Consider the following 12,895-nt stretch of genomic DNA (forward strand, 5'->3'; position numbering starts at 1 on the left):
ACAAGGTGCTCAGCCTCAGCACCGAGAATCGTTTCTTCAACCGGGCCCAACGCCGCGCCATCGCCGCCCGCGACGGCGGCTGCGTCATCCCCGGCTGCACCGTGCCCGCCGCCTGGTGCGAAGTACACCACGTCATCCCCTGGCACCGCGGCGGAAAAACCGAGATCGACAACGGGGTCCTCCTGTGCTGGTACCACCACCACAGCATCGACACCTCGGGCTGGAACATCCGCATGATCCGGGGCACACCCCAAATCCGGGCACCCTACTGCTACGACCCCACCCGCACCTGGCGGCCTGGGGGAGGGAACCGGTTGGGGGCTCGACAGGCTCCACCAACGTTGGCGTGATTTTTCGGGATCGGGTCACCAAATGGCCCAGACACGGACGTTGGTTAGAGCCTCCGGAATCAAGTCACAGGTGCGTTCCGGGACAGAAAAACCCCCGCACCCAGTGAGAAAAACCGGGATGCGGAGGAACGAGAAGCGCGGGTAGTTTACGTAATTCCCACAGGCCACTCATAGAGCTAAAGGGAGCTGCGACGAATAGTTTCGATTCCATCACATCGCCGAATTAATTCCATCTCAGTGCCCGACCGGTCGCCGTCCTAGCGATGCCGGCCCTCCATGTAGCGAACGGTGGGTTGCGCCGAGGAAGAAGCAGCGGATTGCAAGGCATACGCAGCCGCAGATTCCGCAGGCGTTGCCGGTAATGATCCTGTCTTACGGGCACAGGTAAAGCAGTCTCATTTCAGCTGGCTCGTCTGAGCATCGTCGAAGGATGGAGCGTTTCGTCAGCCGCGAAGATGTTCCGGGTCTCGTAGCCGAACGCGAAACGGTGGGCCGACCGATTCTCCCAGCACTGCGTACTAAGGATGCAGGATCGCTCCGCCCGACGGTGGCGGCCACCGCTACGTCGGACGCCAACAGGGCGGCGCGAACCGGGCGGCGACTTCCCGGCGCGCCGGACTTCGGGCAGCTAACCGCACGGCCCGGCTGGGCACCTCGTTCATGCATACCGTCATCGATGACAACTCCAGCGTCGCCTACGCGGAGATCTGCGCTGACGAGAAAGCCGACACCGCCATCGGGGTGTTGCGACGGGCGGCGGCTGGGCCTACGGACGCTTCTACACCTCAGACACCGAACGCCGCGCAGCCTTGGAGCCCTGGCTGCACTACTACAGTCACCACAGACTCCACTCAGCAACCGGAAACGAACCATCCCACAGCCGCATAACCAACCTCCCTGGGCATTGCACCTATGTCGTCCTCAAATTAGAGCAAAAGTCCAGCAACGCGAGCTAGCTTGACCGTGGGAGCTGCACTCGGTGCGTCTCCGTCTTCGTGCCCGGAAAGGCCGTTCTCATGCCAGACAACACCGTCACTGGTCGCCGCATTTCTACCTCCGTCCTCGTCATCGGGACCGGGGGTTCCGGCCTGCGCGCCGCAATCGAACTCTCCGAACGCGGAGTCGACGTTCTCGCCGTCGGCAAACGCCCCAAGAACGACGCACACACCTCGTTGGCGGCTGGCGGAATCAATGCGGCTTTGGCCACGATGGATGCCGAAGACAGTTGGCAACAGCACGCAGCCGATACCATTCAGGAGAGCTACTTTCTCGCCAACCCACACACGGCCGAGATTGTGACGAAGAACGCTGGCCGAGGCATCCAGGATCTCGAGCGCTGGGGTATGCCGTTCGCGCGCGAGGCTGATGGTCGTATCAGCCAGCGATATTTTGGAGCCCATAAGTACCGTCGGACCGCGTTCGCCGGCGACTACACGGGACTCGAGATTCAGCGCACCCTGGTCGCCCGAGCCGCCCAGCTCGAGGTTCCCATCCTGGATTCGGTGTACATAACCCGCATCTTGGTGCGCGACAACGTGGTGTTCGGTGCGTACGGCTTTGATCTACGCGACGGCAGCCGGGTGACGATCATCGCAGACGCGGTCATCATCGCCGCTGGCGGACATAACCGCATCTGGCGTCGCACCTCCAGCCGGCGGGACGAGAACACGGGCGACTCCTTCAAGCTGGCGGTGGATGCCGGCGGTCGACTGCGCGACGCAGAGCTGGTCCAGTTCCACCCGAGTGGCATCCTCGAGCCGGAAAATGCCGCGGGCACCCTGATCAGCGAGGCCGCCAGGGGCGAGGGCGGGGTGCTGCGAAACGTACTCGGCGAGCGGTTCATGGCCAACTACGACCCTGAGCGAATGGAGCTGTCGACCCGCGACAGGGTCGCGCTGGCCGCATACACCGAGATCAAGGAGGGACGCGGCACTGCGAAGGGCGGCGTGCTGCTCGACATCTCCCACCTGCCCCGCGAGACGATCATGACGCGCCTGCCCCGCGTCTACCAGACCATGCTGGAACTGCAGGTGCTGGATGTCACCACCACTGCCATCGAGATCGCCCCGACCGCGCACTATTCCATGGGCGGCGTGTGGGTGCGACCGGACGACCACTCCACCGATGTCGTGGGGATGTACGCGATCGGCGAGGCCTCCAGCGGGCTGCACGGAGCAAATCGACTGGGCGGAAACTCGCTCATCGAGCTCCTCGTCTTCGGCCGGATCGTCGGTCAGGCTGCAGCGGAATACAGCGCAGGCATCACCTCCCAGAACCGCTCACAAGAAGCAATCGACGCCGCGGAACGCGAGGTGACCGACACTCTTGCCTCGGACGGAGAAGAGAATGTGCGAGCCCTGCAGCGAGACATCCGCAACACCATGACCGACTTCGGTGGGGTCGTACGCGACGAGGCGGGGCTGCTCGAGGGCCTACGCGAGCTGGACGAACTCGACGATCGCCAGAAACGAATCGGCGTGCATCCGGATGTCGCCGGCTTCTCCGGCCTCGCGCATGCCTTCGACCTGCGCGCCTCCCTCATGGCCGCCCGAGCAACCCTGGCCTGCGCTCTGGAGCGCCGGGAGAGCCGCGGTGCTCACAACAGAAGCGATTACCCGGACATGGACCCCGCCTTGCAGGTGAACCTGGTGTGGTCAGCCGATGGCTCGATCGCCCATGAGCAGATCCCGCCGGTTCCCGCCGAGATCGCGGCACTGATGGAAAACGTCAGCCAGACCGGCAAATTGCTCGAATAACGGCAGGGCCAGCGCAACTAGGTGTACTGCCCAGAGAGGTTGGTTGGGGTTGTGTGGTGACACGCCCTGAGCTTCGGGCGTGAAGAAGGCCTCCGGTTGTGAAGTGAAGATCTTCAAGTGCTCGCTTCACAAGACCGGAGGCCTTTGCGTCGCTGGCCGTGACACTCGCACTCGTCTCGGCCAATATCCGAAAGATTTTGACGTTCATCCAGAGCGAGCTCGCCCGAGTGCCCCTCACCACGAAGAACAAATCCTTCGCGAGCACATACTATTCCAGCGCTGAAATCACTGCGGCGACGCCACCCACCGACACAGCGCCGTCACCACCCAGCTAAGCCGTCCGGTCGTCAACAATTCCCTTACCTGCATTAAAAGCCGATTCGCCCTGCCAAAAACAGGGCGAAGCGGTGTTTAACCGCCGACCACGCCCAGATCGCAGCGTGTCTTGGGACGAGCACTCTCAGAATCGGCGCCTTAATGCAGAAAACCGGCGATGCGATCGCCGGTTTTTTGTTGCCGCAGGAATTTCGTAAACTAATCGCCGGAATTACGTAAACTCCTCAGCGCGGAGACGGTGGGATTTGAACCCACGGTACCCCGTGAAGGGTACTCCACCTTAGCAGGGTGGTGCACTAAGCCGTACTATGCGACGTCTCCTTGGGGTCTGCAGCGCAAACCCACGTAGGCAAGCATAACGGTACTGACGGCATCCGCACGAACCGAGGACTGCGGGCGCCGCCCGGAGACTACTGGTCCTCGAGCGACCGGCCTGCAGAGCAGGTGACGTCTCCGGCGGTCTGGCCCTGGACTGAATCGGAAAGCACTGCGGTCGGGGGCGTCGCGGCCGGATCCGGGACCGGTGCGGCCGGATCGGTCGTGGCATCGGGATCCGGGATCGCAGCCGGGTCCTCCGCAGCCGGGTCTCCGGCCAGTTGGAGCGAGTCGTCATCTTCGACGGCGGTGAACAGGTCGTCGAAGTCCGGCTGGATCGGTTCCACGCCGCCGTCAACATTGCCGGTCGGGGCCTGCACGAAGACCACCTTGCTGAGGTCGATGTCCTTCAGGGCCACGGCGATCGACGCCAGGGTGGAGACGTCGTTGAGACTCGTGGACAGGTTCATGTTGGCCGTGACGGCCTTGGCCAGCGAGTACACCTTGACGGGATCGGAGAGTGTGGACGCACTCTTCACGGTTCGTACGAGGGAGGACAGGAACACCTGCTGGTTGCTGATCCGCGTCAGGTCGCTGCCGTCGCCGACGCCGTGGCGGGTGCGCAGGAACTGCAGCGCCTCCAGACCCTCGAGCGTGTGCATTCCGGCCGGAAGGTAGGTGTTCGTGTACTCGTCTTCGATGTCTTCGGCGACACAGACCGGCACGCCGCCGACGGCCGTCGACATGGCCATGACGCCGTCGAACTGCACCTCTGCCGCATAGGGGATGCTCAAACCGGTGAGCTTCTCGACCGTGAGCACGGTGCAAGCCAAGCCACCGTAGGTGAGCGTGGTGTTGATTTTCTGGCTGCTCATCGCGTCGAAGGTGCCGCCGTCAGGGTCCGGGCACTCGGGGATGGGAACATACATGTCCCGGGGGAAGCTGATCACGGAGGCGTTGGTGTGGTCTTCGGAGATGTGCAGCAGCATGGTGACATCGTTGAGGTCGCCGGTGGAATCCTCCGGCCCGAACGAGGCATCCTGACCCTTTCGGCTGTCACTGCCGACCACCAGCAGGTTCACGCCGCCCGGGATCGCATCGATCTTGGGGGCGGGACCCTCGGTCTCGTTGGCCAGGGGCACGCTCTCCTGCACACTCGACGCGACATCGTAGGTCGCGATCGCGGCGACGGATGCGCCACTCACGAGCAGCACGGCCAGTGACGCGGCGAGCACCTTGGCCACGGTCACGAACGGGTTGGAGCGGCGCAGCCGGCCGTGGCGGGCGATGGTACTGAGTTTTTTCGATCGTGTCGAGCGGGGGCGTAATTCGTCGCTCACTCAGGTCCCTTCGTTTGTGCAGGCCGTGGAGAATTGAGGTGCGGAGGGCGTGGGATTCGAACCCACGAGACATCTCTGCCCACCAGTTTTCAAGACTGGCTCCATCGGCCGCTCGGACAGCCCTCCCGGTTCGCTGCCCGCGGCGCTGGTGGAACACGCGGTCGCGGGCTAACGAATACCGACCGATTCTAACCGCTTGCAGACTAACCACAGTGCCAGAGGATGCTGGCAGCGGGCTGGGCACCGCCTACAGGCTGCTCAGAACGAGCGCGAGCCCATCTTCGTGAACGGCACCGGTGATCTCGCCGGCCGCCGCGAGCACCTCGTGCGGAGCCTGCCCCATGGCCACTCCCCGACCCTGGACCGACGCCCACTGCAGCATCTCGATGTCGTTGCGCCCGTCGCCGACGGCCATCACGCGGCTCCGCGGAATCCCGAACTCGGCGCGCACCCGCTCCATGGCGGTGGCCTTGTTCACGCCGTCGGGGGCGATATCGAGCCAGGCAGTCCAGCCGATCGCGTAGCTCACCCGGTTCAGCCCCATCCGGTCGACGATCTGAAGAAAATCCTCCATGTCGTGGTCAGGCGAGATGACGACCACCCGGGTGGCGTCCTGGCGCAGCAGATCGTCGAACTCGACGTGCTCGCTATCCAGCCCGATCGTGGCATCCGGGAACGGCTCCGTGTAGCGGTAGAAGCCGCGCTCGTCTTCGACGGCGTACCTGGCCCCGACCAGGTGCGAGCGGATCTGCATCAACACATCGGTCGGATCGAAGGTCTCGACCCATTCGCGCCGGTACCCGGTGGGGGAAGCCGGGTCGCGGTGCAGGGTGATCGCACCGTTCGAGCAGACCACGAAGCGCGGGGTGATGTCCAGGCGCTCGAGCACGGGGAGCGTGGCGGCGGACGAGCGCCCGGTGGCGAGCATGACCTCATGACCGGCCGCGGCGAGCCGCCGCACCTGGTCGAGGACGCCGTCGCTGATCGTGCCGTTCTCGTGCATGGTGGTGCCGTCGATGTCGAGGGCCACCAGCCAGGGGGCATCCGTCGGCGTCGTCATGCGCCCACCGGCCGAATGACGTCGAGGCCGCCCAGCCATGGGCGCAGCGCCTCGGGTATGAGTACCGAGCCATCCGCCTGTTGGTGCGTTTCGAGCAGGGCCACAATCCAGCGGGTCGTCGCCAGGGTGCCGTTGAGGGTTGCGACCGGCGTGGTCTTGCCCGACTCGGTGCGGTAACGGATATCGAGCCGGCGCGCCTGGTAGGTCGTGCAGTTGCTCGTGCTGGTCAGTTCGCGGTAGGCGTTCTGGGTGGGGACCCACGCCTCGATGTCGAACTTGCGGGCGGCGCTGGAGCCGAGGTCGCCGGCGGCCACGTCGATGACGCGGTAGCTGAGGCCGAGCGCCTGGAGCATGTCCTCCTGCAGGGCGACGAGGCGGTCGTGCTCGGCCTCGGCATTCTCCGGCAGCACGTAGGTGAACATCTCCAGCTTGTTGAACTGGTGCACCCGGATGATGCCGCGGGTGTCCTTGCCGCCCGAACCGGCCTCGCGCCGGTAGCAGGTGGACCAGCCGGCGTAGCGGAGCGGTCCGCCGGACAGGTCCAGGATCTCGTCCGAGTGGTAGCCGGCGAGCGCGACCTCGCTGGTGCCGGTGAGGTAGAGGTCGTCGGCGGGGAGGAAGTAGACCTCGTCGGCGTGCTCGCCGAGGAACCCGGTGCCGTCCATGATCTCGGGCCGCACCAGGGTGGGCGTGATCAGGGGGATGAAGCCGGCCGCCAGCGCCCGGTCGAGCGCCATGTTCATCAGCGCGATCTCGAGGCGGGCACCGATGCCGCGCAGGAAGTAGAACCGGGCGCCGGACACTTTGGCCCCTCGGGCCATGTCGATGGCGCCGAGCAGTTCGCCCAGCTCGAGGTGGTCGCGCGGCTCGAAGTCGAAGGCGGGCACGGCGCCATGGGTGCGGAGGGTGACGAAGTTCTCTTCACCACCGGCCGGTACGCCGTCGATGACGGGGTTCGCGAGGGTGCGCACGACCGCGGTGAACAGCGCCTCGGCCTCGCTCGAGGCGGCCGCGGCGGACTTGACGTCGGCAGCGAGGCTCTGTGCCTGGGCGACGAGGGCCTTCTTCTCCGCGGGAGGCGCGGAGGCCACTTGCTTGCCGAACTGGTTCTGGGCGGCACGCAGCGCCTCGAACGCCCGGATAGTGGCGCGACGCTCCGCGTCGGCGGCGAGCGCGTCGTCGACCGCCTCGACCGACGCACCGCGCGCTTTCTGCGAACGCTTGATGAGGTCAGGATTCTCTCGCAGCAGCACAGGATCAATCACCGAATCAGTCTACAAGCGCATGGTCCGGCACCTTGCTAGCCTTACCGCGTGGATACTCCCGATCAACCGACAGTTGTTCGGCGGGCGGCAATCATCTACAACCCCACCAAAGTCGACCTGGACCGCCTGCGGGCGAGCGTGACCCGCGCGGAGACCGCGTCGGACTGGGCCGGCTCGCTCTGGCTCCCGACCGCCGCGGACGACGCCGGCAGGCAAGCCGCCCGGCTCGCCCTGGCGAAGGGTGCGTCCCTGGTGCTCGTGGCGGGCGGCGACGGCACGATTCGCGCGATCGCCGACGTGCTCCGTGGCTCCGGTGTGCCCCTGGCCATCGTGCCCCTCGGCACCGGCAATCTGCTGGCCCGCAACCTGGGCCTGCCGCTGTCGAACCTTGACGAGGCCACCATGGTTGCCTTCACGGGCGGAAACAAGCCGATCGACGTGGGTGTGGCATCCGTGCGCACCGACGACGGCGCCCTGTCCGACCACGTCTTCCTCGTGATGGCGGGCATCGGCATCGACGCCCAGATGGTCGTGAGCACGCGGCCCGAACTGAAGCGGGCGGTGGGCTGGCTGGCCTACGTCGACGCCGTGGCGCGCGTGCTCCCCCGGGTCAAGCCGTTCCAGATCCGGTACAGCCTGAACGGGCGCCCACACCGGCCGGCGCACGTGAGCACCATCCTGATCGGCAATTGCGGCCTGCTGCCGGGAAATATCCAGATTCTGCCGGATGCCCGCCTCGACGACGGCATCCTCGACATCGCCATGCTGCAGCCCAAGGGTGTGCTCGGCTGGCTCACAATCTGGCGCCGGGTGACGTGGGAGAACGGCGTTCTGCGCCGCTCGGCGGCCGGGCGTCGCATCATCGAGCGAACCGAATCGACCACTGCACGGGTGATGACGACGCTGCACGCAGCCGATATCCGGATCGTGCTGGTCGAGGCGCAGGAGTTCGAGGTGGACGGCGACGCGCTCGGCCCGGTGCGCTCGGTGTCCCTGCGCACCGACCCTGCCGCCCTCGTCCTGCGGGTTCCCGTCGCAGCCTGAGGGCCGGGCTGGACTGGGCTGGTGGGACCGTCAGACCGCGGGCTCGCCGAGCAGGCCGCGCAGCCAGGCGCGCGCACCGATGAAAACGTTGTCGTTGTAGCGCGAGGTGAACTCGATCGGCTGCTTGTCGGCCCGCGGGTACGAGCCGAGGAAGATCACCTGGGGGCTGAACCGGCGCAGGCCGAGCAGCGCGTCGGCCACGCGTTCGTCGTGGATATGACCGTCGGCATCGATCACGAACCGGTAGCGCCCCAGGGCGTCGCCGATGGGGCGCGACTGGATCAGGCTGAGGTTGACGCCCCGGGTGGCGAACTGCTCGAGCATCTCGAGCAGGGCGCCTGAGCGGTCTTCGGGCAGCTCCACGATCAGGCTGGTCTTGTCGGCGCCAGTGCGGGGCGGCACGGTGGTGGTTCGGCTGACGAGCACGAAGCGGGTGACCGCGTTGGCGTTGTCGCCGATACTGCGGGCGAGCACGACCACATCGTGGTGCTTCTCGATGCCGGGCGGGGCGATGGCAGCATCCGCCTGCCCTGATTCGACCAGCGACGCGGCGGCGGCCACGTTGCTCGACGCCGGAAGGTGGCCGTGGTGCGGCAGATTGGATTCCAGCCAGCGGCGGCACTGCGCATAGGCGACCGGATGCGCGTTGACGATCTTCACATCGGCCAGCGCGGTGCCCGGGCGAGCCACCAGGACGAAGTTCACCGGAACCAGGTACTCGCCGATGATGCGCAGGTCGGGCACGCTCGCGAGGGCATCCTGCGTGGCGGACACGCCACCGTCGACGGAGTTCTCGATCGCGATCATCGCGGCCACACTGCGGCCGGACACGACGTCGTCGAACGCCTCGCCGACATTGTTCACGGCCCGCCACGGCTTGCCCTGGGCTTCGACGACCTGGGTGAGGGCTGCCTCGGTGAAGGTGCCCGTCGGCCCAAGGAAGCTGTAGCTGACATTGCGCGACTCGGACATGCAGATCAGCCTAGTTGCAGTGCAAGACTGGACACCATGAACGAACGCGCGGGCACAGCGGCCCTGGAATCTGACCTTGTCGATGTCGAAGCGCTGGTGAAGGCGTACTACGACCTGAAACCGGATGTCACGGTGCCAGGCCAGCGAGTGGCCTTCGGCACCTCCGGTCACCGAGGGAGCTCCCTCAACACGGCCTTCAATGAAGACCACATCATCGCGACCACGCAGGCGATCGTTGAATTCCGCGCCATGCAGGGCATCACCGGGCCGCTCTTCATCGGCACCGACCCGCACGCCCTGAGCGCGCCAGCCTATACGACCGCCCTCGAAGTGCTCGTCGCGAACGGCGTGCGCGTGCTGGTCGACGAGTTCGACGACTATGTGCCTACTCCGGCCCTCTCGCACGCGATCCTGGCCTACAACCGGGCCGGGAACAGCGACGAGGCCGATGGGATCGTGGTCACCCCGAGCCACAACCCGCCCTCCGACGGCGGCTTCAAATACAACCCACCGCACGGCGGACCGGCCGACAGCGACGCCACCTCGTGGATCGCCGCCCGGGCCAACGAACTCATCGCCGCCGGGCTCAATGATGTCAAAAAGAGCGAGCCCAGCGCGGTCGAGACCTACGACTTCCGCGGTGGGTACGTGAATGACCTTGAGAACATCATCGACATGGCCGCCATCAAGGCCAGCGGCATTCGTATCGGAGCCGACCCGCTCGGCGGCGCGAGCGTGGGCTACTGGGGTGCGATTCGCGACCGCTACGAGCTCAACCTGACCGTGATCAACCCCCACGTCGACCCCACCTGGCGCTTCATGACCCTGGACTGGGACGGCAAGATCCGGATGGATCCGTCGAGCCCGTCCGTGATGGCATCCGTCGCCGCCCACAAGGACGAGTTCGACATCGTCACCGGCAACGACGCCGACGCCGACCGGCACGGTATCGTCACCCCCGACGGCGGGCTGATGAACCCGAACCACTTCCTGGCCGTGGCCATCGACTACCTGTACAGCCACCGCGAAGGCTGGCGGGCGGATGCCGCGATCGGCAAGACGCTCGTCTCCTCCACCATGATCGACCGCGTCGCGGGTTTCCTCGGCCGCGACCTCTGGGAGGTGCCGGTCGGATTCAAGTGGTTCGTTCCGGGCCTGATCGACGGCTCGGTCGCCTTCGGCGGCGAGGAGAGCGCCGGCGCCAGCTTCGTGCGCTTCGACGGAACCGTCTGGACCACCGATAAAGACGGCATCCTGCTGGCCCTGCTCGCCTCGGAGATTCTCGCCGTGACCGGCAAGACGCCCAGCCAACGCTACGCCGAGCTGGCCGAGCACTTCGGCGACCCGGCCTACGCTCGCGTGGACGCGGCCGCGACGCCCGCCCAGAAGGCGCAGCTGTCCAAGCTCGACGGAGCCGCCATCACTGCCACCGAACTCGCCGGCGAGAAGATCATCGCCAAGCTGAGTCACGCTCCCGGCAACGGTGCGGCAATCGGCGGCGTCAAGGTCGTCACCGAGAACGCCTGGTTCGCGGCCCGGCCGAGTGGCACCGAGGACGTTTACAAGATCTACGCCGAGTCCTTCACTGGCCCGGAACACCTGAAGCAGGTGCAGATCGAGGCCAAGGCCATCGTCGACGGCGCCATCGCCTGACGCGTCTGATCCGGACCGGCTTGACCACCGCGGCGGTCGAGCCTGTCGGGACCGGAGATCAGCGGTAGGGAGTGCTTCGGTACTTAGGGAATGCTCCAGTAGTACGCCGTGGCGCCCGGGTGCTTCTCGGTGATCGCGTAGTCAACCGACCGGAAGTCGGTGTCGTCGGTGTGGCCGGCATAGTAGATCTGGATGTCGTCGCCCGACCCCTCGATCCGGGTGACGACCCCGGTGTGGTCGCGGTCCCCGGAGTTGTCCCAGTCGAACTGGGCGACGTCGCCGAGCTTGACCTGGTCGCGCTGGTCATCCGTCAGGGCGGTGGCGCGGCCGGACTGCACGACGTAGTCCCGGAACGCGGTTGAGCTGATCCACGGTGACGAGGTGTCGAAGTCGGAGCCGATTCCCTCTGCGTACCACTGGTCGTCCATGGTCCAGCCCCGCTCAATCAGGGATTGGCTGGTGAAATTGACGCAGTCGTTGTCGGTGATGACGCCGTAGCCATCCGTGTTGTAGTCGGTCCAGTGGGCGAGCATGTAACTCACCTGCGCCTGCACCTGGGCGTCGATGGGAACCGGCTCTGCGGCCTCCGCGGGGGCGACCCGATCTGTGGCCGTCGCGTCAGACGCGGCCGCATCGGCCTTCGGCGCCGTTTGCGTGGAGTCAGCAGCCGGGGTCGGAGTCGCCGAGACGACGGGTTCATCCCCAGTCATCCCGGCCACGGCGGCCGTTCCGGCCACGAGGCCGCCCAGAACGAGTACGGCAGCGACGATGCGGAAACGTCGGGTCAGAACCACAGATTTCTCTCTTCGTTCGAGGTGCCACCGGGGTGTGTGGCAGACACGCCCTGTTCGGGGGACGGTTCCCAGATAATCACACTTATCCGGGAAATGCCCGGGTGGACGACACACCGGCCCTGCGCCGATCAGGAAACGGGATTGGGGAACGAGATCAGTGGTAGCCGGGAGCCGCCGGGAGCCCGAAGAACTCCTCGAGGGTAGCGGTTCCGGTGGCGTGCATCTCCGTGGCCAGTTCCGTTCCGATGTAGCGGAAGTGCCAGGGCTCGTAGCCGTAGCCGGTGATGGCCACCTTATCGGCCGGGTAGCGCAGCAGGAACCCGAAACGCCAGGCATTCCCGGCAAGCCACTGCCCCTGTGGGGTGTCGCCGAAGCAGGCATCCAGCGAACAGATCCGGGGCAGTGCGCTGATGTCGATGGCCAGGCCGGTCTGGTGCTCGCTGTTTCCCGGCCGGGCCGTGCTGGTGTCGGCGAACGCCTGTCCGTTCGCGGCGACATCCGCGTCGTAGACCATCACCTGGGCCGCGAAGCTCCGGTAGGCGCTGTGGGACTGCAGCTTCAGCCCGGTCTCCGCCTCGAACGCGGAGAACAGGGCCACGGTTGCGTCCGACGCCTCCCGGCGAAGTTGCGGGCTCCAGACGTGAGCCACCGGGACGTCGACAAGGTCGGTCGGGGCGTAGTCGGTGGGGTTCAGCGGGCGGGTCTTGTCAACGACGACCCAGAGGCTGGCCGGGTCGTCGAGTGAGCGCGCGGAACGGTCAAAGGTAGGCATCACGGCCGGCTCCGGGGAACCTGTCGGGGCGGAACGAGGCGGGGTGGGGGTGGCGCTCGGTTCGACACGGGCAATCAGCGTCGGAGCGACGGCGGAACCGACGACGGGCGGCGCGGTTTCCCCGGTCAGGGCTCCGGCCGCCACCGCACCGGCGGCGAGTACAGAGATGACGATGGACAGCACGACGATACGCCTCCGCCGTAACGGATGCGCGACCCCCACTGCCCGATCTGCCCAC

At 66.2% G+C, this 12,895-nt stretch carries 10 protein-coding genes, 2 tRNA genes and 1 pseudogene; 5 read left to right on the plus strand and 8 right to left on the minus strand.

Going from position 1 to position 12,895, the window contains the following annotated elements:
• The 3 genes and pseudogenes from E3T25_RS14905 to E3T25_RS14915 form a co-directional block, all read left to right on the plus strand.
• A partial coding sequence (locus E3T25_RS14905) for an HNH endonuclease signature motif containing protein (RefSeq protein WP_134375145.1) occupies positions 1–350 on the plus strand: 350 nt, incomplete at its 5' end.
• A gap of 540 nt (positions 351–890) precedes the next feature.
• Positions 891–1,306 (plus strand): annotated as a pseudogene (locus E3T25_RS14910) (hypothetical protein); the annotation flags it as partial.
• Between the two features lie 60 nt (positions 1,307–1,366).
• The gene (locus tag E3T25_RS14915; RefSeq protein ID WP_134375147.1) at positions 1,367–3,106 is read left to right on the plus strand and encodes an FAD-binding protein; all 1,740 of its coding nucleotides are present in this window, start codon (positions 1,367–1,369) and stop codon (positions 3,104–3,106) included.
• 566 nt (positions 3,107–3,672) lie between these two features.
• Here the strand turns inward: E3T25_RS14915 and E3T25_RS14920 are convergent.
• The 5 genes from E3T25_RS14920 to serS all read right to left on the minus strand — a co-directional run bounded on the left by E3T25_RS14920 (position 3,673) and on the right by serS (position 7,422).
• Positions 3,673–3,763: transfer RNA gene (locus tag E3T25_RS14920), tRNA-Ser, on the minus strand.
• 89 nt (positions 3,764–3,852) lie between these two features.
• Positions 3,853–5,097, minus strand: a complete 1,245-nt coding sequence (locus E3T25_RS14925) for an LCP family protein (RefSeq protein WP_134375149.1) — start codon at positions 5,095–5,097, stop codon at positions 3,853–3,855.
• A gap of 41 nt (positions 5,098–5,138) precedes the next feature.
• Positions 5,139–5,223, minus strand: a tRNA-Ser gene (locus E3T25_RS14930).
• A gap of 121 nt (positions 5,224–5,344) precedes the next feature.
• Positions 5,345–6,157: an HAD family hydrolase gene (locus E3T25_RS14935; protein ID WP_134375151.1), complete on the minus strand. Its 813-nt coding sequence runs from the start codon at positions 6,155–6,157 to the stop codon at positions 5,345–5,347.
• Positions 6,154–7,422, minus strand: coding sequence for a serine--tRNA ligase (serS, locus tag E3T25_RS14940; protein WP_104099896.1), 1,269 nt, complete (start codon positions 7,420–7,422; stop codon positions 6,154–6,156). Before serS ends, E3T25_RS14935 begins: the two co-directional genes overlap by 4 nt.
• Positions 7,423–7,470: 48 nt before the next feature.
• On the opposite strand from serS, the gene E3T25_RS14945 reads away from it, so the two are divergent.
• Positions 7,471–8,466, plus strand: a complete 996-nt coding sequence (locus E3T25_RS14945; protein WP_134375153.1) for a diacylglycerol/lipid kinase family protein — start codon at positions 7,471–7,473, stop codon at positions 8,464–8,466.
• 30 nt (positions 8,467–8,496) lie between these two features.
• Here E3T25_RS14945 and pheA read toward each other — a convergent pair whose 3' ends face one another.
• Complete coding sequence (gene pheA, locus E3T25_RS14950) at positions 8,497–9,438, minus strand: prephenate dehydratase (RefSeq protein ID WP_104099898.1); 942 nt, start codon at positions 9,436–9,438, stop codon at positions 8,497–8,499.
• 36 nt (positions 9,439–9,474) lie between these two features.
• Between pheA and pgm the strand changes: the two genes are divergently transcribed.
• Positions 9,475–11,091: a phosphoglucomutase (alpha-D-glucose-1,6-bisphosphate-dependent) gene (gene pgm, locus E3T25_RS14955; RefSeq protein ID WP_104099899.1), complete on the plus strand. Its 1,617-nt coding sequence runs from the start codon at positions 9,475–9,477 to the stop codon at positions 11,089–11,091.
• A gap of 83 nt (positions 11,092–11,174) precedes the next feature.
• Here pgm and E3T25_RS14960 read toward each other — a convergent pair whose 3' ends face one another.
• Positions 11,175–11,885, minus strand: coding sequence for an amidase domain-containing protein (locus tag E3T25_RS14960; RefSeq protein WP_134375155.1), 711 nt, complete (start codon positions 11,883–11,885; stop codon positions 11,175–11,177).
• A 154-nt stretch (positions 11,886–12,039) separates the two neighbouring features.
• Positions 12,040–12,840: a M15 family metallopeptidase gene (locus E3T25_RS14965; protein ID WP_241973016.1), complete on the minus strand. Its 801-nt coding sequence runs from the start codon at positions 12,838–12,840 to the stop codon at positions 12,040–12,042.
• Positions 12,841–12,895 lie beyond the last annotated feature (55 nt).

The organism is Cryobacterium sandaracinum, assembly GCF_004403415.1.
In the GTDB taxonomy this organism is placed as follows: Bacteria; Actinomycetota; Actinomycetes; order Actinomycetales; family Microbacteriaceae; genus Cryobacterium; species Cryobacterium sandaracinum.

Coding starts and splice junctions, on each gene's coding strand:
- E3T25_RS14915 (WP_134375147.1), top strand. CDS start 1,367: ATGCCAGACAACACCGTCACTGGTCGCCGCATTTCTACCTCCGTCCTC.
- E3T25_RS14935 (WP_134375151.1), bottom strand. CDS start 6,157: ATGACGACGCCGACGGATGCCCCCTGGCTGGTGGCCCTCGACATCGAC.
- pheA (WP_104099898.1), bottom strand. CDS start 9,438: ATGTCCGAGTCGCGCAATGTCAGCTACAGCTTCCTTGGGCCGACGGGC.
- pgm (WP_104099899.1), top strand. CDS start 9,475: ATGAACGAACGCGCGGGCACAGCGGCCCTGGAATCTGACCTTGTCGAT.